This is a genomic window from Streptomyces sp. NPDC007901 (genome assembly GCF_042959465.1).
Classification (GTDB): domain Bacteria; phylum Actinomycetota; class Actinomycetes; order Streptomycetales; family Streptomycetaceae; genus Streptomyces.
The window spans coordinates 31,633-54,518 of the sequence record NZ_JBIBKW010000027.1 but is presented as its reverse complement, the minus strand read 5'-3'; the positions used below and the strand labels follow the sequence as shown (position 1 = coordinate 54,518).

The following is a 22,886-nucleotide window of genomic DNA, read 5'->3' as shown; positions in this document are numbered from 1 at the left end:
CGGAAGCGGTAACTCCGTCGGGGGCAGGGAAAGAACCGCTCCATGGAGGAAGGCAAGGATTCAACAAGCCCCCGGAGGTGGTGACTTGACCGTCATCGTCGGTCTGGTCCATCGAAAGCGCGTCCACCTCGCCGGGGATTCCGCGGGCAGCAGCGGCTCGCAGCTCACCATTCGCCGGGATCCCAAGGTCTTCACCAACGGCCCCTATGCGCTCGGGTTCACCACCTCGTTCCGTATGGGCCAGCTCCTGCACCACGCCTTCGAGGCACCGCACCCCGAAGGCGACCTCGACCGTTTCATGGCCACGACCTTCATCAACGCCGTCCGGACCTGCCTCAAGGAGGGCGGCTGGGCCCGCAAGGACTCGGAACAGGAACAGGCGGGCGTCTTCCTCGTCGGCATCCACGGCCGTCTCTTCGAGATCTACGACGACTACCAGGTCGGTGAGCCCGACGGGGGATACACGGCCGTCGGCAGCGGGGACGACCTGGCTCTGGGCGCGCTGCACGCCACCGCCCACCTCGACCTGAAACCACGCGAGCGCCTCACCGCCGCGCTCCGCGCCGCGGATCATCACAGCGCGTACGTCTCCGCACCGTACATCTACGTCAAAACCCCCCGCTGAACCGCTTCCGTGGGGCGGGCGGAACGTCCTGCGGGTCGGTTCGGACGCCCTTATGTGAGGTGGAGCAGGCGCTCCTGGTCCGGGCGCTGCATGCCGGTCGGCGGCGAGGCCCCTGCGCCGTGGCTTCGGTATGCGCACGCCGGTCGGGTGGTGCGGCGCGGTCCGGACGCGGAGCAGGTCCGTGTCGGCGACGGCGGCCTCGAGCCGGCCCCGGGCGGCCAACCGGTCCGGGAACGGGCCCGCTGGGCGGAGCCACGCCCCGCTCACCCTGCGCTCAGGCGTCGCCGTGTCCCTGCCGAGCGGCGATGGCCGCGAGGTAGCCGCGCAGCATCACCTTCGCCTCCTCCAGGAGGGCCGTGTCACCCCCGGCGTCGCGGCGGAAGGCCTCCTGGGCGAGGGCGTCGGCGGCGAGGAGCGCGGCGTGGCAGGCGCGGCCGAGTCCCTCCGAGTCGCCGGCGATGCCGAGCGCGAGCAGCACCCGGCGCACCCCGTCGGCCATCCGGCGTTTGTGCTCGCGGTCCGCCTCCCGGGTCCGGTCGGTCAGGCCGCTGCCGAACCACAGGGCCCGGAAGCCCTCCTCGGTGCGGTAGAGCCCGGCGTAGGTGTCGATCAGCACGCCGACCGGGTCGGGCCAGCGCTCGGTCGCCGCGCTGCGCACGAACTCCTCCATCACCGCTTCGAGTTGGGAGAAGTAGGTGGCCGCCAGCGCGTCGATGATCGCGTCCCGGTCGGGCAGGTACTGGTACAGCGAGCCGACCGACACCTTGGCCTCGGCGGCGACCCGGGTCGTGGTCAGCGCCTGGACGCCTTCGGCGACCAGCACCCGCTCCGCGGCCTTGAGTACCCGCGCCAACCGGGCTTTGCTGCGGGCCTGTTGGGGTGTCCGGCGCAATACGACCCCGGTCTCGTCGGCGGTCGGCTCGCTCACGGACGGCTCCTGAATCTGAACGTGACTTTGTTTCAGGTTTACGTTACCGTCGCGGCCATGACGGACTCAAGCTCCGCGCTGGTTCAGGAGCGGGCCGCGGTGGCGGAGGTCTGCCGCCGCCTGGGAGCGGCGGGCCTGCTCATCGGCACGGCGGGAAACGTCAGCGTGCGGGTGGGGGACCGGATCGCGGTCACCGCGACCGGCGCGGTGCTCGCCCAACTCACCTCCGGTCAGGTGACGGTGGTCGACCTGGACGGCAAGGTGTGCGCCGGAACCCTGCAGCCGACCTCCGAACTCGACCTGCATCTGGGGGTCTACCGGCGTTACGGCGCCGGCGCGGTCGTGCACACCCATGCGCCGATGGCCACCGCCCTGTCCTGCGTGCTCGACGAACTTCCCTGTATCCACTATCAGTTGCTCGCACTAGGCGGTGCCGTGCGGGTCGCGCCGTACGCCACCTTCGGCACTCCGGAACTCGCCGAGTCGGTGCTCGCCGCGCTCGACGGCCGCAGCGCCGCCCTGATGGCCAACCACGGCTCGGTCACCGTCGGCCCGACCCTCGACAAGGCCGTCGAGAACGCCCTGTTGCTCGAATGGGCCTGCGGTGTCTACCAGCACGCGGCGGCTCTCGGGCAGCCCCGCGTCCTCGACGAGCAACAGCAACTCGCGGTGATCGAGGCCGCGATCGCCCGGAACTACGGCACCACCCAAACCCTGCGGGAGGGCAAGTCATGAGAGTCGTCACGATGGGCGTGCATGTGCTGGACGTGCTGGTGCGGCCGGTGGACGCGATACCCGAGGGGCAGGGCGCCACCCTGGTCGAGGACATCAGGATGACCGCCGCGGGCACGGCCGGCGGGACCGCGCTCAGCCTGGCCAAACTCGGCGCCGACGTACTGAGCGCCGGGGCGATCGGCACCGACGCGACCGGCGACATGCTGGTGCAGTTGCTCGACAGGGCCGGGATCGACACCGGGTTCCTGGTGCGCCGTATCGACACCGGCACCTCGGCGAGCGTGCTGCCCATCCGCCCCAACGGCGACCGGCCCTCCCTCCATCTGCTCGGCGCCAACGTCACCTACGGCCTCGACGACGTGCCCTGGGACGCCCTCGCCGAAGCCACCCATCTCCATCTCGGCGGACCGGAGTTGATCGGCGTCGACATCGCCGCGCGAATCCTGCACTTCGCCAAGGAGCACGGGGTGACCACGTCCGTGGACCTCCTCGCCCCCGGCGTGTTCGGCAGTTTCGAGCAGATCGCGGCGGCGCTGCCGCACATCGACCACCTGCTCCCCAACGAGGACCAGGTGCTGGGCTTCTCCGAGGAGGACGACCTGGTCGCCGGCGCCAAGAAGCTGATCGACGCCGGGGCCGGGCTGGTCGCCGCCACGCGCGGCGGCGACGGCACGCTCCTGGTCACCGCCGAAGGCACCGAGACGGTCCCCACCTTCGAGATCGACGTCGTGGACACCACCGGCTGCGGCGACGCCTTCTCGGCCGGTTTCCTCCGCGGCATCGGACTCGGGCGCACCCCGCACGAGGCCGCGGTCCTCGGCAACGCCGTTGCGGCACTGGTCGCCCAGGGCCTCGGCAGCGACCACGGGGACTTCGACCTCGAGGCCGTCGACGCGTTCGCGGCGGCGAGTGCCACACGTGCGTAAAACGTGACGTTCGCCACGACCGCCCCGGACGTCCGAGAGGTACCTTCCGTCCCCCGAACCACTGAAGTCCTGCGGATATTCAGGCGCCCCCTGCGCCTGTGTTCGGACAGAGCCCGGCAACAGCTCGGTTAATAACTGCTCGCTAGTTGGTTACCGGAGAGTGAGCGGGCCATGATGGCCCCATGACGTTGGCCTCGCGCGCTCTGGCGCAACTGGCGACCTGGCCCGACCTGACCGAGGCGGTACCGAGCTGCGGTCTGGGTCAGGCGGTGAGTTCGTCGCAGGGCGAGATCGCGCACTTCCACTCGGACCGCGATGTGGACCTGCGTCTCACCAACCGTGCCGTCCTGCATTTCGCCAAGGACTTCAGGAGCACCGGGGCGATCCGTATCGTCCCGGGCTCGCAGTGGGTCACCATACGACTCGACGCCGCGAGCGACGTCGATCTGCTGCTGACCCTGGTCAGCGTCGCCCTCCAGGCCCAGCAGAGCTGGCCGGACCCCGTCGACCGGCCCGTGTTCGGCTGCAACGACCAGCGCGGCGCGGGATTCGTCAGCGCGGACACCAGCGGGATGTGACAGCGATGTCCGGCGGCGGCGCCGGAGGGGGGCCCGTGACCGGCACCGGTCACACGGTGATGACCCGGATCCCCGCCTCCTCGAACCGGCGCACGACGTCCGGCGCCGCCGCCGTGTCCGTCACCAGCGTGTCCACCAGTTCGGCCGCGCAGATCCGGGCGAACGCCCGCCCGCCCAGTTTGCCGGAGTCGGCGGCGACGACCACCCGGGCCGCCCGCTCGCACAGCAGCCGGTTGATCGCGGCCTCCGCCTCGTCATGGGCCGCGGCCCCGTGCGTGACGTCGAAGGCGACCACCCCGAGCACCGCCACATCGAGGGTGATCTGCCCCAGTACCCCGTCCGCGAGCGGCCCCACGAGCTCGTACGACTGCGGGCGCGCCACCCCGCCCGTCACCACGATCTTGAACTGGGGCCGTACGGCGAGCTCGTTGGCGATGTTCAGCGCGTTGGTGACGATCGTCAGCGCCGGCGCGCCGCCGGCGAGGTCGCCGCGCACGGCCAGGGCGCGGGCCACCTCCGTGGTGGTCGTCCCGCCGGTCAGCCCCACCGCCTCGCCCGGCGCGACCAGTTCCGCCACCGCCTTGGCGATCCGCTGCTTCTCCGAGGCCCGCCGGGCCGTCTTGTAGCGCAACGGCAGCTCGTACGACACCCCGTGCACCACCGCCCCGCCCCGGGTGCGCACCAGCATCTGCTGCTCGGCGAGCTGGTCGAGGTCCCGGCGGATCGTGGCCGCCGACACCGCCAGCTCGGCCGCCACCTCCTCGACGTCGAGGCGGCCGCGCTCGACGAGCAGCTCAAGCAGCGCCTTCCAGCGGGCGTCGCGCGACATCCGCCGCCTCCGTTCCTCGATCTCCCGGCGACCTTAGCGCACCTGGATTCCGGCTGGATGCTTGATTATGCTCGGAATGTGGCTCTATCTTGCAAGAACAGTCATCGCAGGGGAGGGTAGTGGTATGTCACATATCGCGGAGGAACTGCACAGCCAACCCGCCTGCTGGACCCGGGCGGCCGAATCCGCGAAGCGCCACGCGGAGGCGTTGCCCGCACCGGGGGAGCGGGTCGCGATCGTCGGATGCGGCACCTCGTACTTCATGGCCCAGGCGGCGGCCGTACTGCGCGAGTCCTCGGGGCAGGGGGAGACCGACGCCTTCGCCGCCTCGGAGTTCCCGCGCGGACGGTCCTACGACCGGGTGCTCGCCCTGACCCGCTCCGGCACCACGACCGAAGTGCTCGAACTGCTCGGGCAGTTGAAAGGAAGCACGCGCACGGCGGCGATCACCGCGGACCCGGACACCCCGGTGCCGGAGGCCGCCGACGACCTCGTCGTCCTGGACTTCGCGGACGAACGCTCCGTCGTCCAGACCCGGTTCGCGACGACCGCGCTCACCCTGCTCCGCGCCCACCTCGGCCTGCACACCGACGCCGTGATCGCCGACGCCCGCACCGCGCTCTCGACCCCCCTGCCGCCGGGGCTCGTCGACCGCACCCAGTTCACCTTCCTCGGGTCCGGCTGGACTGTCGGACTCGCCAACGAGGCCGGGCTGAAGCTGCGCGAGGCCTCGCTGTCCTGGACCGAGGCCTACCCGGCGATGGAGTACCGGCACGGCCCGATCGCCGTCACCACCCGCTCCACGGCCACCTGGATGTTCGGCCCCGCACCCGCCGGGCTCGCCGAACAGGTCACCGCCACCGGGGGACTGTGGGTGGAAGGCACCCTGGACCCGCTCGCCGAACTCGTCCGCGCCCAGCGTCTCGCGGTCGCCGTCGCCGCCGCCCGGGGCGTCGACCCCGACCGGCCGCGCCATCTCACCCGCTCGGTGATCCTCACCCCGCCCGGCATATCAAGGAAAGAGTGACCGTGCCCCTTGCAGCCACCGGCGAGCTGATGACCCGGGCCGCCGAAGTCCGGTCAGCCGTCGCCGCGTTCAACGTCATCACCCTGGAACACGTGGAGGCCGTCGTCACCGGCGCCGAGGCGGCCGGCGCACCCGTCGTCCTCCAAGTCAGCGAGAACGCGGTCAAGTTCCGCTACGGACGCCTCCTTCCGCTGGCCCGCGCGACCACCGCGGCCGCCGAACGGGCCACTGTCCCCGTCGCGTTGCACCTCGACCACGTCCAGAGCGACGACCTGCTCCGGCAGGCGCCCGGCGCCGGCTTCAGCTCCGTGATGTACGACGCCTCCCGGCTTCCGTACGCCGAGAACCTCGCCGCGACCGCCGCAGCCGTCGACTGGGCGCACACCCAGGGCCTTTGGATCGAGGCCGAGTTGGGCGAGGTCGGCGGCAAGGACGGCCGCCCGCCGCTCGACGCCCACGCACCCGGCGCCCGCACCGACCCCGACCAGGCACACTCCTTCGTTGCCGGCACCGGGGTCGACGCCCTGGCCGTGGCGATCGGCAGCGCTCACGCCATGACCACCCGCACCGCCGCCCTCGACCACGGACTGCTCACGAGGCTGTCCGCCGTCGTACCGGTCCCGCTCGTCCTGCACGGCTCCTCCGGGGTCCCGGACGAGGGGCTGGTGGCCGCCGTGGCGGGCGGCATCGCCAAGGTCAACGTCGGCACGGCGCTCAACATGGCGATGACCGCCTCGATCCGCCGTTTCCTCGCCGATCACCCCGAGGCGGTCGACTCCCGCAAGTACCTCAGCGTCGGCAGGGAGGCGATGGCCGGCGAGGTGACCAGGATCATCGGCGTGCTGGGGCCTACCCCCGCTTGACCGCCTTCAGCACCACGAACTTCGGGTCACCGGCGACCAGTCGGCTGTTGCCGAACAGCCTGCGCAGCGGCACGTGATAGCCCAGGTGCCGGTTGCCGACGACCCACAGCTCACCGCCCGGCCGCAGTACCCGCTTCGCCCCGCTGAACATCCGCCACGCCGTCGCGTCGGTGGTTGCCTGGTGCGAGTGGAAGGGCGGGTTGTTCAGCACCACGTCCACGCTGCCGTCCGCGACCCCGGCCAGCCCGTCCCCGACCCGGAACTCGGCGTGCCCGGGCACCCCGTTGGCCTTGTAGGTGGCCTCCGCCGAGGCCACCGCCTGGAACGACTCGTCCACGAACAGCACCTCGGCCGTCGGGTCGGCCAGTGCCACCGCCGTACCGACGACCCCGTTGCCGCACCCCAGGTCCACGATCCGTCGGCCGCCCGCCGGCAGATGCGCGAGGAAGAACCGCGTACCGATGTCGAGACGGTCGGCGCAGAAGACGCCCGCGTGGTTGACGACCGTACGGCCGGAGACCGGCCCGATGCCGTCCGGGAGCGCGTAGCTGTACGGCCACGGATTGGCCGGGCGCGCCGACGACGGATCCGGAGTGCAGTGGATCAGCCGGGCCTTCTGCTCGGCGAGCGAGGTCCGGGTCGGCCCGAGGATCCGCTCGAACAGCCGGAGCGTCGACGTATGGATCTCCTTCACCATGCCGGTGCCGATCACGACCGTGTCCGGGTGCACGGCGGGCGCCAGCCGCAGCAGCTGGTCCTCCAGCAGGGCGAGGCTCTTCGGCACCCGTACCAGCAGCACGTCCACCCGCTCCGGCGGCGGATCCTGGGTCGTGAGCAGCTGCACGGCACCCGGCTCGACCCCCGCGCGCGCGAGGTTCGCCCGGGTCGCCTCCTGGCTCAGGTAGGAGTCGGTGATCTGGGTCGGCCGGTGCTCCGCCAGCGCCGTGACCAGCGCGCCCCACCGGTCGCCGAGGACCACGACCGTGCCGGACAGCCCGGTGCGTTCCGCGGCGAGATGCCTCAGCAGATACGCGTCGGAGGCATCCCAGGCACGCAGCCGGTCGCGCGGATCCTCGGGGAAGCGGGACAGCTCGAACTCGCCCCACGCAGTCGTCATACGGTCGCTCATCGTGTGTCCAGGCTAGCGGAGCCCCAGCTCAGACCCGGTCGGGCAGGATGGGGGCATGGAGGATGAGCTGTTCCCGAGGGCGCGCGCCCCGCTCGCGCCGGGCGCCGTGCACGTCCCCGACTGGCTCGACCCGGAGCGGCAGCGCGCGCTGCTGACCGCCTGCCGTGACTGGGCCCGGCCCCCGGCGGGCCTGCGCACGGTCCGCACCCCTGGCGGCGGCACCATGACCGCCCGCCAGGTCTGCCTGGGCTGGCACTGGTACCCCTACGCCTACGCCCGCACGGTCGTCGACGGCGACGACAGCCCCGTGAAGCCCTTCCCGGCCTGGCTGGACGACCTGGCCCGCCGCGCGGCGACCGACGCGCTCGGCCCGGCGGCGGTCGGCGGATTGTCGTACGACATCGCACTGATCAACTTCTACGACGCGGACGCCCGCATGGGCATGCACCGCGACGCCGACGAACGCTCCACCGCGCCGGTGGTGTCGCTGAGCCTGGGCGACACCTGCGTGTTCCGCTTCGGCAACACGGAGAGCAGAGGGAGGCCCTACACGGACGTGGAGCTGAGGTCGGGGGACCTGTTCGTGTTCGGCGGAGAGTCGAGGCTCGCCTATCACGGGGTGCCGAAGGTGTACCCGGGCACAGGACCGGCGGGGCTGGGATCGACCGGCCGTTTGAACGTCACGCTGAGGGTGAGTGGCTTTTGACCGACCTCGGCTGAGGCGCGCCCCTCAGGGGCGCGGGGCTGAATCGATGTGCGGCCCCGCCGCGTGGGCGCGACCAGCCACAACGCACCGACACTGTCCAACACTACGGATCATGGCAGACTCCCCCTCATGAGCGGCAAGGCACACCCCCGGCCCGCGGGGGAAGGGACCACCTCGAAGACCCGGTTGGACAGAGGACGCGGCGCACTCGGCCCCGCACTGGAACTCGTGCACACCGGCCGCGCCCCCACCCGCGCCGTGCTCACCGCGGAACTCGGCGTCACCCGGGCCACCGCCGGCGCGGTCGCCGCCGAACTGGAGGCGCTCGGCCTGATCACGGTCGACGCCCACCCGGGCGCCGCCGCCGGGTCCCAGGGCCGGCCCTCGCACCGCCTGGAGGTCGCCGACAACGGCCCGGTCGTGCTGGCCGCGCAGGTCCACGCGGACGGTTTCCGCGCGGCACTGGTCGGCCTCGGCGGCCGTATCGTCGCGACCGCGCCCGGCTGCGAGGCGGTCGACGCCGACCCGGCGAAGGTGCTCGGCTCGGTCGTCGAGGCGGGCGCCGACCTGCTCGGCAGCACCGGCCGGCGCTGCGTCGGCGCCGGACTCGCCGTGCCGTCCGCCGTCGCCGAACCGGAGGGCCTGGCCCTCAACCCCCTCCACCTGGCCTGGCCTGTGGGCGCGCCGGTACGCCGGATCTTCGCGGAGTGCGTGCGCGCGGCCGGGATCACCGGCCCGGCGTTCGCGGGCAACGACGTGAACCTGGCCGCGCTCGCCGAGCACCGGCACGGCGCCGGCCGGGGTGCGCGGGACCTGCTGTGCGTGGCCACCGGGCACCGGGGCGTCGGCGGCGCGCTGGTCCTGGACGGCCGTCTGCACACGGGGAGTTCGGGGCTCGCGCTGGAGGTCGGCCACCTCACCGTGAACCCGGAGGGCCGCCCCTGCCACTGCGGCAGCCGGGGCTGCCTGGACGTCGAGGCGGATCCGCTGGCGCTGCTCGTCGAGGCGGGCCGCGAGCCCGGCCCCGAGGTGTCGCTGCTGCGGCAGGCCGAGGACCTGGTCCGCGACCACTACGACGACCCGACGGTCCGCAGAGCCGCCGAGGCCCTGATCGACCGCCTCGGCCTGGGCCTGGCCGGACTGGTCAACATCCTGAACCCCGACCGCATCATCCTCGGCGGCCTGCACCGCACCCTCCTGGACGCCGACCCGGAGCGACTGCGCGCCGTCGTCGCCGACCGCAGCCTGTGGGGCCAGAGCGGCGGCGTTCCGATCCTGCCGTGCACCCTGAGCCACAACAGCCTCGTGGGAGCAGCCGAGTTGGCGTGGCAGCCGGTGCTGGACGACCCGTTGGGGGCGCTGCAGTAAAGCCCCCGCGAAAGCCCCTGCGCCCAGGCCTCAGTTCGCTGTGAGGCTCCACAGCGCCGCCACCAGCGGTCGCCGCAGGTCGGACCGACGGACGCACAAGCCGATGGGGAACGGCTCCGGCGCCGGGTCGGCCGGGAGCACCGCGATCCGGTCCCGCACCGCGCTGTGCTCCAGGACGATCCGCGGCACTAGCCCCGTGCCGCAGCCCAGGGCCACCAGGGCCAACAGGGCTTCGTGGCCGTCCGGTTCGCAGGCGAGGTCCGGCACCGTGCCCCGGGCGCGGAACCAGCGGTCCGCCGCCTCGCGCACCAGACCCCGTTGCGGCAGGACGAACGGGCCGTGCGGACCGGGGTCCGGCCGGTCGCGCGCGGTGACCAGCACCAGGTCGGTGACCGCGACGGTACGGCCGACCAGCGGTTCCGGCAGTCGCGCCGGGATCCCGGCCACGGCCACGTCCGCCTCGCCCTCGTCGAGCCGGGCCAGCGCGGCCGCCGCGTCACCGGTGCGCAGATCGAGGCGCACCTGAGGGTGCGCCGCCCGGAACGGCGCCAACAGGTCGGGGAGCAGGGCCTGGCAGGCGGTGACGGTGGCGAACACGGCGAGCCTGCCCTGGAGTTCGGCCGGATCGGGGTGCTCGTCACGGTAGGTCTGCCACAACTCCAGAGCCCGGACCGCGTATGCGCGGAAGCGGTGGCCCTCCGCCGTCAGGGACACCCCGCGCGGGCCCCGGTCGAACAGCCGGTGCCCCAGCTCCGCCTCCAGCCGTTGCACGGTCCGGGTGAGCGTGGCCGGGCTGACATGGCAGTCCAGGCTGGTCCGCCCGAAGTTCAGCGACTGGGCGAGATGGAGGAAGAGCCGCAGCTCACGATAGTCGTCCCGCATCCTGTGACCAGGCCCTTTCATGATCTGCAAGAGGCCGCTGCGAAAGTTGCGCTTGCCGCAATACCTGCTCGGAGCCTACAACTCGACCATGACCTCGACGAGCAGCTACACCTCCCGTGTCTTCGCACTCGAAACGATGGACGTGCCCGGCGGCACCGAGACGATCCTGCGCGGCGGACGGCACCTGTTCCCGCTGCTGCCCCAGGCCTTCGCCGGGATCCGTCGGATCGGCGTCCTCGGCTGGGGCCCGCAGGGCCGCGCTCAGGCACGCAACCTGCGTGACTCCCTTGCCGGCACGGACATCACGGTCGCCGTCGGACTGCGCCCCGGTTCCGCCTCGGCGGCCGACGCCCGCGAGCACGGCTTCACCGAGGAGAACGGCACCCTCGGCGACTGGCTCGCCGTCGCCGCCGACAGCGACCTGCTGCTCCTGCTGATCGCCGACGCCGCCCTCGCCGCCCACCACCAGGAGATCTTCGCCGTGCTCAGGCCCGGCGCGGTCATCGGCCTCTCGCACGGCTTCCTGCTCGGCCATCTGCGGGCCACCGGCGGTGACTTCCCCGCCGGCCACGGCGTGATCGCCGTCTGTCCCAAGGGCATGGGCGACTCCGTGCGCCGCCTCTACGAACAGGGTGCCGAGATCAACGGCGCCGGGATCAACGGCAGTTTCGCCGTGCACGCCGACCCGGACGGCCGGGCCACCGACCTCGCGCTCGGCTGGTCGGTCGCGCTCGGGGCGCCGTACACCTTCCGCACCACGCTGGAGAGCGAGTACCGCTCCGACGTCGTCGGCGAACGCGCCATCCTGCTCGGCGCCGTGCACGGCATCGTGGAGAGCCTGCACAGCCACTACCGGCTCGCCGGGGACGACGCGGTGACGGCGTACGAGCGGTCCTGCGAGAACGTCACCGGGCCGATCGCCCGGACCATCTCCCGGGCGGGCATCCGCGCCGTCCGCGACGACCTCGACCCCGCCGGCCGGGAGGTCTTCGACCGGGCGTACACGGCGGCCTACGGACCGGCCCGGGAAATCGTCGCCGAGATCTACGACGAAGTCGCCGACGGTACCGAGCTGCGCAGCGTCATCCTGGCCGAACAGCGGCTCGGGAAGCGGGAGATGAGCCGGATCGGCGGTTCGCCGATGTGGGCGACGGGGGAGGAGGTCCGCGCCCGGCGGGCCGAACGGGAGCTGCCCGTGGAGCCGTTCACCGCCGGCGTGTTCGTCGCCACGATGATGGCGCAGGTCGACGAGTTCGCCGGGCGCGGCCACCCCTGGTCCGAGATCGTCAACGAGTCCGTCATCGAGGCGGTCGACTCGCTGCTGCCCTACATGCACGCGCGGGACGTGGCGTACATGGTCGACAACTGCTCCCGCACGGCGCGTCTCGGCACCCGCCGCTGGGGCCCGCGCTTCCAGGCGGCCTTCGAGCAGATCGCCTACCCGGCGGCCGGACTCCCCGCCGACCAGGCCCTGTTGGCCGCCTTCGACATCCATCCGGCCCACGAGGCCCTGGCCGCCGCCGCGAAACTCCGCCCGTCGGTCGACATCTTCGTGGCCTAACGCCCTTCCAGCGCGAACGCCCGGGCCGGGTTGGCGGTCAGGATCCGGTCGACCTGCTCCGCGCCCAACTCCGCAATCAGCCGCGGTCGTACGCGCCGCAGCAGGTGCGGCATCCCGGGCCCGCCGTCCACCGACCGGGCCCCCGCCACCACGGTGTCCCCGCCCAGCAGCAGCCGGTCCCCGAACCCGGCCTCGGCCAGGGACCGTACGGCCTCGGGCATGCGCCAGTCGGTGGCGTGGTTGGCGCGGGAGGGGCCGTCGAAGGCCAGCCAGCAGCCGGAGGCGGCGGCCTCGCGCTGGACGACGAGGTCGGGGGAGCGGTTGAGGTGGCCGAGGATCACGCGGTCGCCCGGGACTCCCAACTCCCCGCAGAGCAGGTCGAGTACGTCCAGTGCGGCGGTGCCCAGCTCCAGGTGGACGGCGATCGGCGCACCCGTGGCCCGGTGCGCCTCGGCCGCCGCGGTCATCGTCCAGCGGGCGTGTGCGTCGAGTGCGTGGAAACCGCCCGCCACCTTGATGAGTCCGGCGCGCACCCCCGAAGTACCGATGCCCCGGGTCAGCTCGTCGGCGAAGACCTCGGCGAGCCGGCCGCGCAGCCGGTCGAGCAACTCGGGGGCGTAGTGCGCCGCTTGGTGCAGTCCCGTGGCGCAGACCAGGTGCACCCCGGCGGCGCGGGAGAGCAGCGGCAGGTCGGCGGCCCGCCGTCCCATCCCGTACGGGGTCCACTGCACGACGGCCGCCCCGCCCGCCGCCCGGAACGCCTCCAGTTCGGCCCGCGCGGCGGTCGCGTCGTTCAGCTCCCGGCCCGGGAGTTGAGGGCTGCGGAGGAAGAGGTGGTCGTGCGCGTCGCACACGCCCAGGTCCTCGGGCCGGATGTCACCGAGGACCGTACGGACCGTGCTCACCACTGCCGTCCGCGCGGCAGCCCGGCGCGCCCCGGTTGCGACAGGTGCAGCACCTGGAAGACGTCGCCCTCGGCCTTGGCCGTGTCGTGCTCCCAGAGCGAGAAGTGGACCAGTTCCCAGGCGTGCGTGTCCACTGCGGACGCCGCCAGCACGGCTCCGTCCTCGGCGGCCAGCCGCCCGGTCTCGGCCGCGGCCTGCGCCATGAAGGCGGTCAACTCCACTCCGTCCGGCACCGGTCGGCGCCGCCGGACGGCGAGCGAGGCGGGGGAGCCGGCGGCGGTGCCCTCCTCGAAGGCCAGGCCCGTCCACTGCCGTATCCGCGGCCGTCCGAAGTCGTCGACGGGGCCCTGGAAGGCGCCTCCCCACAGGAAGTCGTTCATTCCCCGCACGGTGTTCCAGAGGTAGAACGGCCCGTACTGGTTCACCGGTGAGCCGTGCACACCGCGCTCGCGCAGCAGGTACGTCTTGATGCCGAGACCGTCCCAGTCGTCCAGCAGGTGCCCGACACGGGCCACGCGGGAACGGATGATGCCCATGTCGTAGTCCGCGGGGAGTACGAACTCGTACTGCATGGCGTGCATGGTGCGGTTCCCTTCGCAGGCCGGGTCAGGCGGGGTAGTCGGTCACGTGCTCGTGCCACTCGGTGGTCGTGCCGTCCTGCGCGGCCTCCACGACCGCGAGATGCGTCATGAAGGTGCGGGGCCCGGCGCCGTGCCAGTGCCACTCGTCCGGCTCGATCCACACCGTGTCGCCCGCGCGGATCGCCGCCACCTCGCCGCCTCTGCGCTGCACCAGCCCCTCGCCCTCCAGCACGTGCAGCACCTGGCCGTGCGGGTGCCGGTGCCAGGCGGTGTGGGCGCCGGGTGCGAAGTGGACGTTGAACAGGCGCAGCCGGGACGGGGCGGCGGGCGCGGCCACCTCGTCCAGCCAGACCGTGCCGGTGAAGTTCTCCGCCGGGCCCTGCCGGGTGTCGGGGCGGTTCCTGGTGATGTGCACGTACGTCAACTCCTCAGCAGCGACAGCAGTCCGCGCACGCCGGCGTCGAACGCGGCCGGTGAACCGGAGGCACGGGCGAGGACGTAGCCGCCCTGCACGGTCGCGAGGACGGCGGCGGCGATCTCCCCGCCGTCCACCCGGGGCCCGAACTGCCCCTGCTCCTTGCCCTCTTCGACGATCCCGGCGATCAGTTCCCGGATCCGGTCCAGCGTCTCTTCGACCGGCGCCCGCAGTTCGTCGCTCGCGACGATGTCCGGGTCCATGGTCAGCCGGCCGACCGGGCAGCCGCGCAGCACATCGCGCTCCCGCAGCAGATACGCCTCGATCCGCTCGTACGGCGTGCCCGGCCCGGTCAGTACCCCCTCGGCGGTGGCGAGCAGTTCGTCCGCGGTCCGCCGGATCGCGGCCAGGGCCAGGTCCGGCTTGCCCTTGAAGTGGTGGTACATGCTGCCCTGGCCGGCTCCGGCGCGCTCCAGAATCGCCTTGGGGCTGGTGCCGATGTAACCCCGCTCCCACAGCAGCTCACGGGTGGACTCGATCAACCGCTCCGACGTGCTCATGCGAGCACTGTACATACTAGTAGGTACAGTCCGCCAGCGCGGCTGGGAGCAGGCGCCGTCGGCCCCTGTACTCCCCGGGAGGTACGGCCACTGCCGCCGGCCGCACGACGACCCGGACCCCGCCCCGCGGCCAGTCTCGACGCAGCACACCCCGAGCCTCCGACGAGGGAGTTGAACCGAGATGCAGACCTTGGCGAACTGGGACGGCGGGCCCGGCCCGTGGATCCTGTTCTTCCCGCTGATCTGGGCGGCCGTCGTGATCGGCGCTGTCATCTTGCTGCGCCGCACCGCCTGGCGCGGACGCGGCGGCCCCTGGCGCCCGATGGACACCGGACGCCCGGCGGGCGACTCGCCGCTCGCGGTTCTCGGCCGCCGCTTCGCCGCCGGTGAGATCGACGAGGACGAGTACTGGCGCCGGCTGTCCGTCCTGGAGGAGCACTTCGGCCGCCTCGGCAAGGGCGGTGCGGCATGACCACGACGACAGCGGTACGGGCCGCGGCCCGGGTCGTGGGCGCGGTGAAGGTGTACGGCGGTGGCGACACCGCCGTACGCGCCCTGGACGGCGTGGACGTGGCGTTCCCCGAGGGACGCTTCACCGCGATCATGGGCCCGTCGGGCTCCGGCAAGTCCACCCTGATGCACTGCGCGGCCGGCCTCGACACCCTCACCTCCGGCGCCGCCTACGTCGGCGACACCGAGCTGGGCCCGCTCGACGACCGGCGGCTGACGCTGCTGCGCCGCGACCGGGTCGGCTTCGTCTTCCAGGCGTTCAACCTGCTGCCGACGCTGACCGTCGCGGAGAACATCACCCTGCCGCTGGACCTGGCGGGCGGCCGCGGCGACCCCGAGTGGATCGACGCGCTCGTCGACGTCGTCGGGCTGCGCGACCGGCTGCACCACCGCCCCTCCGAACTCTCCGGCGGCCAGCAGCAACGCGTCGCCGTGGCCCGGGCGTTCGCCGGCCGTCCCGAGGTCGTCTTCGCCGACGAGCCCACCGGCAACCTCGACTCCCGCTCCGGCGCCGAGGTCCTCGGCCTGCTCGGTGACGCCGTACGGCAGACGGGCCGCACGGTCGTCATGGTCACCCACGACCCGGTGGCCGCCGCCCACGCCGACGAGGTCGTCTTCCTCGCCGACGGGCGGCTGGTCGACCGGATGCAGTCCCCGACCGCCGACACGGTCCTGGACCGGATGAAGGCCTTCGAGGTGCGGTCGTGAACGCCTCCGTACGCCTCAGCCTGACCTCCGTGCGCGCCCACCGGCGCCGGTTCGCCGGCACCTTCCTCGCCGTGTTCCTCGGGGTCGCCTTCCTGGCCGGGACCCTGGTCATGGGCGACACCCTGCGCGCGAGCTTCGACTCGATGTTCGGCGAGGCCACCAGCGGCACCGACGCCGTGGTGCGCGGCGCCGACGCCATCACCACACCGGGCGAGGCCCAGGGAGTACGACAGCCCGTCCCCACGTCCCTGGTGAACGCCGTGGAACGGGTGCCCGGCGTCGCGGCCGCCGCGCCGGACATCCAGGGCGCAGGACAACTGGTCGGCGCCGACGGCGAACCCGTCGGCGGCCAGGGCCCGCCGACCCTCGCCGGCAACTGGATCACCGACCCGGAGCTCAACTCCTACCGGATCGCCGAGGGCCGCGCCCCCGCCAGGTCCGGGGAGGTCGTGGTCAACCGGGGCGCGGCGAAGAAGGGCGGCCTGAGGATCGGCGACACGACCGTGCTGCGCACCCCGGACCCGGTGAAGGTGACGATCGTCGGCCTCGCGACCTTCGGCGGCGAGGACGGCATGGCCCAGGTGACCTTCACCGGCATGACCCGCGCCGACGCCGAGAAGTACCTCACCGCGAAGCCCGGCGAGGCGGCCTCCATCCTGGTCCGGGCCGGTCCCGGCGTCGGCCAGAAGGAACTCATCGACCGGCTGACTCCCGTACTGCCCAAGGGAGTCGAGGTCATCACCGGCCGGCAGGCGGCGCAGGAGAACACCGACATGATCTCCAGTCAGTTCCTGACCGTCTTCACCACCTTCCTGCTGGTCTTCTCCGGGGTCGCCCTGCTGGTCGCGACCTTCTCCATCCACAACACCTTCGCGATCGTCGTCGCCCAACGCACGCGTGAGAACGCCCTGTTGCGGGCCCTCGGCGCCTCCCGCCGCCAGGTGACCGTGTCGACCCTGACCGAGGCGAGCGTGGTGGCGGTCACCGCGTCCGCCGCCGGACTCGCGGGCGGCATCGGGGTCGCGGCCGGGCTGCAGGCGCTCTTCCCGGCCATCGGATTCCCTTTCCCCGACGGCGACTTGGTGATCAAGTCGCTCTCGATGGCCCTCCCGCTGGTGGTCGGCGCGGTCGTGTGCCTGGGCTCCGCGCTGCTGCCCGCCGTACGCGCCGGACGCACCGCACCGCTGGCCGCCCTGCGCGAGACCGCCGTCGACTCCTCGGGCGCGTCCGGCCTCCGTGCCGTGGTCGGCGCGGGCCTCGGCGCGCCGGCCGTCGCCCTCGCGCTCACCGGCGTCCTGGTCTCACCGTCCGTCTGGCTCGCCGGACTCGGCGCCCTGCTGGCCCTGGTCTCCTTCGTGGTCCTGGGCCCGGTCGCCGCGACCACGGCGGTACGACTCCTCGGCGGCCCCCTGGACCGGCTGCGCGGAGTGACCGGCGCCCTCGCCCGGCGCAACGCGCTGCGCAGCCCCCGGCGGACCGCCGCCACCGCGAGCGCGCTGATGATCGGGGTGGCCGTGGTCTCGCTGTTCACCGTGTTCGGCGCGTCCTTGAAGGCCACCATGGACCAGACCGTCTCCCGGTCCTTCGCCGGCGACCTCGCCGTCAGCAACCCCTCCTTCGGCGCGGGCGGCAGCGGACTCAGCCCCCGGCTGGCCCCGGCGATCCAGCGGCTGCCCGAGGTGGACACCGCCGTCGGACTCGGCCGCGGGGTCGCCGAGGTCGACGGCAGGGGACGCGCGCTGACCGTCACCGACCCGGCCGCCCTCGCCCGGACCTTCGACCTCGGCACCGTCCAGGGCTCACTCGCCCGGCTCGGCACCGACGGTATCGCCGTCACCCGGACCGAGGCCGACCGGCTGCACCTGCGCACCGGCGACACCGCCCGCCTCGCCTTCACCGACGGCACGGAGCAGGACTTCACCGTCCGCGCGGTCTACGGCCGCTCCGAACTCGCCGGCGACTACGTCATCACCCGCGCCGCCTGGGCCCCGCACCGCATCCAGGACTCCGACACCCTGGTGGCCGTCACCCTCAGGTCCGGGGTGAGCGCCGACGCGGGCAAGGCCGCGGTGACCCGGGTGGCCGCGCGGTACGGTGACCCGCGGGTGCAGACCCGGCACGAGTACGCGCAGTCCTCGGCCGGCGGCATCGACATGATGCTCACCCTCGTCTACGCGCTGCTCGCGCTCGCCGTGCTCATCGCGCTGCTCGGCATCGCCAACACCCTGACCCTGGCCGTCCACGAACGCACTCGGGAACTGGGCCTGTTGCGGGCCGTCGGCCAGACCCGCCCCCAGTTGCGGGCCATGGTGCGCTGGGAGTCGGTCCTGGTCGCCGCCTTCGGCACGGCCGGCGGGCTGGGCCTCGGCGCGTTCCTCGGCTGGGTCCTCGTCAGGGCCTCGGACGGCGCGAGCGACACCGCGTTCGCGTTCGCCGTCCCGCCGGGCCGGCTGGCGGTCGTGGCGTTGGTCGGGCTGGCGGCGGGCGCCCTCGCGGGCCTGCGCCCGGCCCGGCGGGCGGCACGCCTGGACGTGCTGCGGGCGATCGCCATGGAGTAGCGCCGGGGTACAAGGCTCACCGCCCGCTCAACTGGCGACAGCCGAGCGGGCGGGAGCGTGTGCGGGGGCCGGGGCGTCTGCCGTCGCGGGGGCGGGGGGCCCGGCCGTCGCGTGTGCGGGAGTCGGGGCGGGCGTCGTCGTACGTACGGGAGCGGGCGCGCCCGAGGCCGCGAGTTCCGGCCCGACGATCCGGTGGGCTGCCGGCTCGGCCGTGCGGCGCGCCGGGCGGGCCGCCTTCGGCGCGGGCAGGGTGAACCACACGACCTTGCCGTCGTCGTGCGGCCGTACGCCCCAGCTCTCGCTGACCGCGGCCACCATCGCCAGACCCCGCCCGCAGGTCGCCATCGGCGCGGTCTGCTTGCCGTCCTCGACCACCGGAAGACGCGGATCGTGGTCACGGACCGACACCGTGAGGCGGTCGAGCTGGAGCTCGATCTCCACGGTGCAGTTCTTGTCGGGCTGGGCGTGCCGGTGGACGTTGGTGAGCAACTCCGTCACACCGAGCGCGGCCCGGTCGATGAGCGGGTCCAGACGCCAGTAACGCAACTGCGCAGATACGATTCTGCGGACCTGGCCGATCCGCGAGGGCAAAGCCTGAAGCTCCACCGAGCAGTGTCTGCTTGGGTGTTCGATCACGACTGCGACTCCCCGACGTGAGGTCCGGAAGAACACGAAGAACGAAACCAGCAGGGTGCCGCCGTCCGTGGGGCCGCCTGCTGTCGTGGCCGGCGGGCTGGTTCGCAGCGTTATCGCCGGTAAACCCAGAGTGACGTGAGACAAGCGTGACCCAGTGCGTACGGTCCCGCAACTCGCCGTGGTTCAGCGGTCACGCCCCGCGGCCCGCCGTACCGCCTCGATGAAGCGGCGCGCCGCGGGCGGCCCGGGCTCGCCCGGTGCCGGATCGTGGTCACCCAGAGTGAGTGAGTAGCGCTGGCCGTTGAGGTCGGCCAGGGCCCGGTCCTCCGACGCGAACCACGGCTTGGAGGCCCGCACCGCCTGCACGGGCGCGCTGTCGATCTCGCTGCCGTAACTCGTCAGCAGCTGCAGCCTGCCGTCCTTTATCCGGACCTGCCCGGCCCTGGTGAGGGAACGCAGCCGCTTGTCGATCCGCACGCCCATCGCCGTGAACTCCGGCTCCGCCATTGTGCCCCGCCCCTTTTCGAGTACCTCGGTCACCGGTCCGAAAGCCTGCGGCTCCGGTCGGCGTGCCCCGGCTCGTGTCGTGATCCAGTGTGCGCCCCCGTTCGAGACGTTCGTCCCGTCCGGTGGCAGTCTGCCCGCCCCCGGCGTGGAGCACCAGTGCGCACGGCCCGCCGGGCAGGGGGCGCTCGGAGCACTCGCCGCAATGCGCCCCCGAAGGGATCCCGCCACTGTTCCCCAGGGGTGCCTTTGAGGTGCTCAAAGATGCGTTTATGCAGGTGAGAAGCGTGCGGAAGGTGTCTATGATCGGTCTGTCGGCCGTGTTCGAACGCCGTCGGCGCGCAGCCTAAGGAGTCCCGCCGTGACCACCACCCCGCAGATCCGGACCGGCGCCACCCTCGACGTCGACCGCAGTGACACCGCGTACCGCGACTGGCTCAAAGAGGCCGTCCGCAAGGTCCAGGCCGACACCCAGCGCTCGGCGGACACCCACCTGCTGCGCTTCCCGCTGCCCGAGGCCTGGGGCATCGACCTCTACCTCAAGGACGAGTCGACCCACCCGACGGGCAGCCTCAAGCACCGGCTGGCCCGCTCGCTCTTCCTCTACGGGCTCTGCAATGGCTGGATCCGGCCGGGCCGCCCCGTGATCGAGGCGTCCAGCGGCTCGACGGCCGTCTCCGAGGCGTACTTCGCCAAGCTGATCGGCGTGCCCTTCATCGCCGTCATGCCGCGCACGACCAGTGCGGAGAAGTGCCGGCTCATCGAATTCCACGGCGGGCAGTGCCACTTCGTGGACGACTCCCGGAAGATGTACGAGGAGTCCGGCCGCCTCGCGGTGGAGACCGGCGGCCACTACATGGACCAGTTCACCTACGCCGAACGGGCCACGGACTGGCGCGGCAACAACAACATCGCCGAATCCATCTTCCGCCAGCTGGAGTTGGAGCGGTTCCCGGAACCGGCCTGGATCGTGGCCACGGCGGGCACGGGAGGCACCTCCGCGACGCTCGCGCGCTATGTGCACTACACCCAGCGCGACACCCGGATCTGTGTCGCCGACCCCGAGAACTCCTGTTTCTTCGAGGGCTGGACCACCGGCGATCCGGACGTCACCTGCGACTGCGGGTCCCGGATCGAGGGCATCGGACGGCCGCGCATGGAACCGAGCTTCGTGCCGGGGGCCGTCGACCGGATGATGAAGGTGCCGGACGCGGCGAGCGTGGCGGCGGTACGGGCGCTGGAGCGGGCGATCGGGCGGAAGGCGGGCGGTTCCACCGGGACCGGGTTGTGGAGCGCGCTGAAGATCGTCGCCGAGATGGTGGCCGAGGGCCGGCACGGGAGCGTGGTGACCCTGCTGTGCGACCCGGGCGACCGCTACCTCGACAAGTACTACTCGGACACCTGGCTCGCCGGGCAGGGCCTGGACATCGCGCCGTACACGGCGGCGATCGACTCGCTGCTGGAGACGGGCGTCTGGCCGGGCTGAGCGGCTACCGCGAAAGGCGCCGGTCCAGTTCGGTGACCGCGCCCCGGAAGGCCCGGCCGAGTCCCGCACGCGCCAGCCTGACCGCGAAGCGGAAGGGTGCCGTGCCGTCCACGGCGAAGGTCCACTGCACACGGGTCCCGCCGCCGGACGGCACCAGCCGCCACTCCTCGGCGACGGCGTGCGCACCGGGCGCGTTGGTGCGGTCCACCCGGTAGGCGTACACCTCCGCCTCCTTGGCCGCGATGATCGTCTCCCGGAACCACCCGCCGCCCTTGAGCCGGATGTCGCGCCCGGCGCCGTCGTCGACGGACTCGGCGCGCGTCACCGCGGCGAACCAGTCCGCCCAGCCGGGCACGTCGTCGTTGAGCGCGTGGAAGACCCTTTCGGGCGGTGCGGACATCTGCTGGGCGAAGACCAGGCGTACGGGCGCGGTTTCTACGAAGTCGAGCCCCACGGGGCGCAGTTGGCGCGGCATGGGCGAGAACCCCCAGGACCGAGATGGTGGTTGACCGGCTCGGTCAAGATAACTGGCGACCCGTCAGATGTCTGTACCGCCGCCGCGATCAGTCCTCCGTCTCGCCCGCCACCACCAGCCGGCGCAGATGCTCGGAGATCTCCGCACGCGCCGCGGCCGGCAGGCCCGCGTCGGTGACCAGCGTGTCGACCTGCTCCAGCTTGGCGAACGAACTCAGGCCCACCGTGCCCCACTTGGTGTGGTCGGCGACCACCACGACCCGCCGGGCCGACTGCACCAGACGGCGGTTGGTCTCCGCCTCCGCGAGGTTCGGGGTGGAGAGGCCGGCCTCGACCGATATGCCGTGGACGCCGAGGAACAGCAGGTCGAAGTGGAGCGCCGCGATCGCCTGGTCGGCCACCGGGCCCACGAGCGAGTCGGACGGGGTGCGCACCCCGCCGGTGAGGACGACGGTCGCCGCGCCCTGACGCTGTCCCGAGACCCGCTGGGCCGCGTGGAAGACGTCCGCGACCCGCACCGAGTTCGTCACCACGGTGAGGTCGGGGACCTCCAGGAGCTGATGAGCCAGCGCGTACGTCGTCGTACCACCGGACAGGGCGATCGCCGTCCCCGGCACGACCAGCTCGGCGGCGGCCCGGGCGATGTCCTCCTTGGCGGTCAGCTCCAGCCCCGACTTGGCCTCGAACCCCGGCTCGTGGGTGCTCGCCTCGACCACCGGCACCGCGCCGCCGTGCACCTTCTCCAGCACGCCCTGCCGGGCCAGGGCGTCCAGGTCCCGGCGCACGGTCATGTCCGACACGCCGAGCTTGCGGGTCAGCTCGTTGACCCGCACGCCGCCCCGGCGCCGGACCTCGTCCAGGATCAGGGCGCGGCGCTGCTCCGCGAGGAGGTTCTGGTTCTCGCTCACGTACGCTCCGGTCCTCTCGCCTCAGCTGCCCGACACGCCCTGCGCACCAGCTCCGACCAGGACATTCCGCTCGGCTCCGGTGCACGGGCGCCCCATCCTTTCACGGGACCACACCGGTCGCGCTACTCCCTGTGTCGGTGCGCACATGTCATTCGGTCACCACGTGTTCCACCGGGTGTCACACACAACGAGGAGATTCCGTGGCGAGTGGTGTGCGTCACACCGAAATCGGCGATCCTGAAACCCGCACGGACAGAGACCAACGGTGCGTCACGGGGGAAGTGCGAGAAGAGTGGAACGCGCGCAGGAACGTACCTTCGGCGACCCCGCCGACCGACCCACACCCACCGCCACGGAGACGGCCACCACGCCCGCGTCCCGTCCCGGCGCCACGAAGACCGACCCGGCTGGGCAGTTGGCAGTCGAGAGGACCGTCCTGGCCGAGCCGTCGGCGGCCGGGGAGAGCGACTCCGGTCGGCGGCTC

The 22,886-nt window shown here is 72.6% G+C and carries 25 protein-coding genes; 13 read left to right on the top strand and 12 right to left on the bottom strand.

Annotated elements, in window-relative coordinates:
* Window positions 1–85 precede the first annotated feature (85 nt).
* Window positions 86–625, top strand: coding sequence for a hypothetical protein (locus ACFZDK_RS48340; protein ID WP_390983635.1), 540 nt, complete (start codon window positions 86–88; stop codon window positions 623–625).
* Window positions 626–899: 274 nt separating this feature from the next.
* Here the strand turns inward: ACFZDK_RS48340 and ACFZDK_RS48335 are convergent, their stop codons facing one another.
* Entirely contained in the window at window positions 900–1,553 is a 654-nt protein-coding gene (locus ACFZDK_RS48335) for a TetR family transcriptional regulator (protein ID WP_390983632.1), read from the bottom strand.
* A 57-nt stretch (window positions 1,554–1,610) separates the two neighbouring features.
* On the opposite strand from ACFZDK_RS48335, the gene ACFZDK_RS48330 reads away from it, so the two are divergent.
* The 3 genes from ACFZDK_RS48330 (at window position 1,611) to ACFZDK_RS48320 (ending at window position 3,792) form a co-directional block, all read left to right on the top strand.
* Window positions 1,611–2,288, top strand: a complete 678-nt coding sequence (locus tag ACFZDK_RS48330) for a class II aldolase/adducin family protein (protein ID WP_390983629.1) — start codon at window positions 1,611–1,613, stop codon at window positions 2,286–2,288.
* Entirely contained in the window at window positions 2,285–3,214 is a 930-nt protein-coding gene (locus tag ACFZDK_RS48325; RefSeq protein ID WP_390983627.1) for a PfkB family carbohydrate kinase, read from the top strand. Before ACFZDK_RS48330 ends, ACFZDK_RS48325 begins: the two co-directional genes overlap by 4 nt.
* A gap of 182 nt (window positions 3,215–3,396) precedes the next feature.
* Window positions 3,397–3,792 carry a luciferase family protein gene (locus ACFZDK_RS48320; RefSeq protein ID WP_390983624.1) on the top strand — a complete coding sequence of 132 codons (396 nt, stop codon included), beginning with the start codon at window positions 3,397–3,399 and terminating at the stop codon, window positions 3,790–3,792.
* A 49-nt stretch (window positions 3,793–3,841) separates the two neighbouring features.
* Here the strand turns inward: ACFZDK_RS48320 and ACFZDK_RS48315 are convergent, their stop codons facing one another.
* Entirely contained in the window at window positions 3,842–4,621 is a 780-nt protein-coding gene (locus ACFZDK_RS48315; protein ID WP_390983622.1) for a DeoR family transcriptional regulator, read from the bottom strand.
* 124 nt (window positions 4,622–4,745) lie between these two features.
* On the opposite strand from ACFZDK_RS48315, the gene ACFZDK_RS48310 reads away from it, so the two are divergent.
* Both ACFZDK_RS48310 and ACFZDK_RS48305 read left to right on the top strand, forming a co-directional pair.
* On the top strand, window positions 4,746–5,648 hold the full coding sequence (locus ACFZDK_RS48310) for an SIS domain-containing protein (RefSeq protein WP_390983619.1): 903 nt from the start codon (window positions 4,746–4,748) through the stop codon (window positions 5,646–5,648).
* Between the two features lie 2 nt (window positions 5,649–5,650).
* Window positions 5,651–6,511 (top strand): ketose-bisphosphate aldolase, encoded by an 861-nt coding sequence (locus tag ACFZDK_RS48305; RefSeq protein WP_390983616.1) that lies wholly within the window; start codon window positions 5,651–5,653, stop codon window positions 6,509–6,511.
* On the opposite strand, the gene ACFZDK_RS48300 is transcribed toward ACFZDK_RS48305, so the two are convergent.
* On the bottom strand, window positions 6,498–7,628 hold the full coding sequence (locus ACFZDK_RS48300; protein WP_390983613.1) for a methyltransferase: 1,131 nt from the start codon (window positions 7,626–7,628) through the stop codon (window positions 6,498–6,500). The genes ACFZDK_RS48305 and ACFZDK_RS48300 overlap by 14 nt on opposite strands.
* Window positions 7,629–7,695: 67 nt before the next feature.
* Here ACFZDK_RS48300 and ACFZDK_RS48295 point away from each other — a divergent pair, with 67 nt between their 5' ends.
* Both ACFZDK_RS48295 and ACFZDK_RS48290 read left to right on the top strand, forming a co-directional pair.
* A complete protein-coding gene (locus tag ACFZDK_RS48295) occupies window positions 7,696–8,346 on the top strand; it encodes an alpha-ketoglutarate-dependent dioxygenase AlkB (RefSeq protein ID WP_390983610.1) in 651 nt (216 codons plus the stop codon).
* Between the two features lie 129 nt (window positions 8,347–8,475).
* Complete coding sequence (locus ACFZDK_RS48290; protein ID WP_390983607.1) at window positions 8,476–9,714, top strand: ROK family protein; 1,239 nt, start codon at window positions 8,476–8,478, stop codon at window positions 9,712–9,714.
* 30 nt (window positions 9,715–9,744) lie between these two features.
* Here the strand turns inward: ACFZDK_RS48290 and ilvY are convergent, their stop codons facing one another.
* A complete protein-coding gene (gene ilvY, locus ACFZDK_RS48285) occupies window positions 9,745–10,596 on the bottom strand; it encodes an HTH-type transcriptional activator IlvY (RefSeq protein WP_390983604.1) in 852 nt (283 codons plus the stop codon).
* An 88-nt stretch (window positions 10,597–10,684) separates the two neighbouring features.
* Between ilvY and ACFZDK_RS48280 the strand changes: the two genes are divergently transcribed.
* Complete coding sequence (locus tag ACFZDK_RS48280; protein WP_390983601.1) at window positions 10,685–12,157, top strand: ketol-acid reductoisomerase; 1,473 nt, start codon at window positions 10,685–10,687, stop codon at window positions 12,155–12,157.
* Here the strand turns inward: ACFZDK_RS48280 and ACFZDK_RS48275 are convergent.
* From ACFZDK_RS48275 to ACFZDK_RS48260, 4 genes are read right to left on the bottom strand one after another with little or no spacing between them, the layout of a single operon-like run.
* Window positions 12,154–13,062 (bottom strand): phosphotriesterase, encoded by a 909-nt coding sequence (locus ACFZDK_RS48275; protein ID WP_390983599.1) that lies wholly within the window; start codon window positions 13,060–13,062, stop codon window positions 12,154–12,156. The genes ACFZDK_RS48280 and ACFZDK_RS48275 overlap by 4 nt on opposite strands.
* The gene (locus tag ACFZDK_RS48270) at window positions 13,059–13,643 is read right to left on the bottom strand and encodes a DUF4865 family protein (RefSeq protein ID WP_390983597.1); all 585 of its coding nucleotides are present in this window, start codon (window positions 13,641–13,643) and stop codon (window positions 13,059–13,061) included. Before ACFZDK_RS48270 ends, ACFZDK_RS48275 begins: the two co-directional genes overlap by 4 nt.
* 25 nt (window positions 13,644–13,668) lie before the next feature.
* Entirely contained in the window at window positions 13,669–14,058 is a 390-nt protein-coding gene (locus ACFZDK_RS48265) for a cupin domain-containing protein (protein ID WP_390983594.1), read from the bottom strand.
* 5 nt (window positions 14,059–14,063) lie between these two features.
* Entirely contained in the window at window positions 14,064–14,618 is a 555-nt protein-coding gene (locus tag ACFZDK_RS48260; RefSeq protein ID WP_390983592.1) for a TetR family transcriptional regulator, read from the bottom strand.
* Window positions 14,619–14,799: 181 nt separating this feature from the next.
* Here ACFZDK_RS48260 and ACFZDK_RS48255 point away from each other — a divergent pair, with 181 nt between their 5' ends.
* The 3 genes from ACFZDK_RS48255 to ACFZDK_RS48245 are packed head-to-tail and all read left to right on the top strand — an operon-like array spanning window position 14,800 to window position 18,394.
* Window positions 14,800–15,090, top strand: a complete 291-nt coding sequence (locus tag ACFZDK_RS48255) for an SHOCT domain-containing protein (protein ID WP_390983589.1) — start codon at window positions 14,800–14,802, stop codon at window positions 15,088–15,090.
* Complete coding sequence (locus ACFZDK_RS48250) at window positions 15,087–15,836, top strand: ATP-binding cassette domain-containing protein (protein WP_390983587.1); 750 nt, start codon at window positions 15,087–15,089, stop codon at window positions 15,834–15,836. The genes ACFZDK_RS48255 and ACFZDK_RS48250 overlap by 4 nt, the downstream gene beginning before the upstream one ends.
* Complete coding sequence (locus tag ACFZDK_RS48245; RefSeq protein WP_390983584.1) at window positions 15,833–18,394, top strand: FtsX-like permease family protein; 2,562 nt, start codon at window positions 15,833–15,835, stop codon at window positions 18,392–18,394. Before ACFZDK_RS48250 ends, ACFZDK_RS48245 begins: the two co-directional genes overlap by 4 nt.
* Before the next feature lie 27 nt (window positions 18,395–18,421).
* Here the strand turns inward: ACFZDK_RS48245 and ACFZDK_RS48240 are convergent, their stop codons facing one another.
* On the bottom strand, window positions 18,422–19,030 hold the full coding sequence (locus ACFZDK_RS48240; RefSeq protein WP_390983581.1) for an ATP-binding protein: 609 nt from the start codon (window positions 19,028–19,030) through the stop codon (window positions 18,422–18,424).
* 183 nt (window positions 19,031–19,213) lie between these two features.
* Entirely contained in the window at window positions 19,214–19,537 is a 324-nt protein-coding gene (locus ACFZDK_RS48235) for a hypothetical protein (protein ID WP_390983578.1), read from the bottom strand.
* A 358-nt stretch (window positions 19,538–19,895) separates the two neighbouring features.
* Here ACFZDK_RS48235 and ACFZDK_RS48230 point away from each other — a divergent pair, with 358 nt between their 5' ends.
* The gene (locus ACFZDK_RS48230) at window positions 19,896–21,020 is read left to right on the top strand and encodes a pyridoxal-phosphate dependent enzyme (protein WP_390983576.1); all 1,125 of its coding nucleotides are present in this window, start codon (window positions 19,896–19,898) and stop codon (window positions 21,018–21,020) included.
* 4 nt (window positions 21,021–21,024) lie between these two features.
* Here ACFZDK_RS48230 and ACFZDK_RS48225 read toward each other — a convergent pair whose 3' ends face one another.
* Both ACFZDK_RS48225 and ACFZDK_RS48220 read right to left on the bottom strand, forming a co-directional pair.
* Window positions 21,025–21,495, bottom strand: a complete 471-nt coding sequence (locus ACFZDK_RS48225) for an SRPBCC family protein (protein WP_390983573.1) — start codon at window positions 21,493–21,495, stop codon at window positions 21,025–21,027.
* 88 nt (window positions 21,496–21,583) lie between these two features.
* A complete protein-coding gene (locus ACFZDK_RS48220) occupies window positions 21,584–22,402 on the bottom strand; it encodes a DeoR/GlpR family DNA-binding transcription regulator (RefSeq protein WP_355721689.1) in 819 nt (272 codons plus the stop codon).
* Between the last annotated feature and the right edge of the window lie 484 nt (window positions 22,403–22,886).

Excerpts from the sequence above, each read along its gene's own strand:
- ACFZDK_RS48330 (WP_390983629.1), top strand. The coding sequence starts at position 1,611 with ATGACGGACTCAAGCTCCGCGCTGGTTCAGGAGCGGGCCGCGGTGGCG.
- ACFZDK_RS48325 (WP_390983627.1), top strand. The coding sequence starts at position 2,285 with ATGAGAGTCGTCACGATGGGCGTGCATGTGCTGGACGTGCTGGTGCGG.
- ACFZDK_RS48320 (WP_390983624.1), top strand. The coding sequence starts at position 3,397 with ATGACGTTGGCCTCGCGCGCTCTGGCGCAACTGGCGACCTGGCCCGAC.
- ACFZDK_RS48315 (WP_390983622.1), bottom strand. The coding sequence starts at position 4,621 with ATGTCGCGCGACGCCCGCTGGAAGGCGCTGCTTGAGCTGCTCGTCGAG.
- ACFZDK_RS48310 (WP_390983619.1), top strand. The coding sequence starts at position 4,746 with ATGTCACATATCGCGGAGGAACTGCACAGCCAACCCGCCTGCTGGACC.
- ACFZDK_RS48300 (WP_390983613.1), bottom strand. The coding sequence starts at position 7,628 with ATGACGACTGCGTGGGGCGAGTTCGAGCTGTCCCGCTTCCCCGAGGAT.
- ACFZDK_RS48295 (WP_390983610.1), top strand. The coding sequence starts at position 7,696 with ATGGAGGATGAGCTGTTCCCGAGGGCGCGCGCCCCGCTCGCGCCGGGC.
- ACFZDK_RS48290 (WP_390983607.1), top strand. The coding sequence starts at position 8,476 with ATGAGCGGCAAGGCACACCCCCGGCCCGCGGGGGAAGGGACCACCTCG.
- ilvY (WP_390983604.1), bottom strand. The coding sequence starts at position 10,596 with ATGCGGGACGACTATCGTGAGCTGCGGCTCTTCCTCCATCTCGCCCAG.
- ACFZDK_RS48280 (WP_390983601.1), top strand. The coding sequence starts at position 10,685 with ATGACCTCGACGAGCAGCTACACCTCCCGTGTCTTCGCACTCGAAACG.
- ACFZDK_RS48270 (WP_390983597.1), bottom strand. The coding sequence starts at position 13,643 with ATGCACGCCATGCAGTACGAGTTCGTACTCCCCGCGGACTACGACATG.
- ACFZDK_RS48260 (WP_390983592.1), bottom strand. The coding sequence starts at position 14,618 with ATGAGCACGTCGGAGCGGTTGATCGAGTCCACCCGTGAGCTGCTGTGG.
- ACFZDK_RS48255 (WP_390983589.1), top strand. The coding sequence starts at position 14,800 with ATGCAGACCTTGGCGAACTGGGACGGCGGGCCCGGCCCGTGGATCCTG.
- ACFZDK_RS48250 (WP_390983587.1), top strand. The coding sequence starts at position 15,087 with ATGACCACGACGACAGCGGTACGGGCCGCGGCCCGGGTCGTGGGCGCG.
- ACFZDK_RS48235 (WP_390983578.1), bottom strand. The coding sequence starts at position 19,537 with ATGGCGGAGCCGGAGTTCACGGCGATGGGCGTGCGGATCGACAAGCGG.
- ACFZDK_RS48225 (WP_390983573.1), bottom strand. The coding sequence starts at position 21,495 with ATGCCGCGCCAACTGCGCCCCGTGGGGCTCGACTTCGTAGAAACCGCG.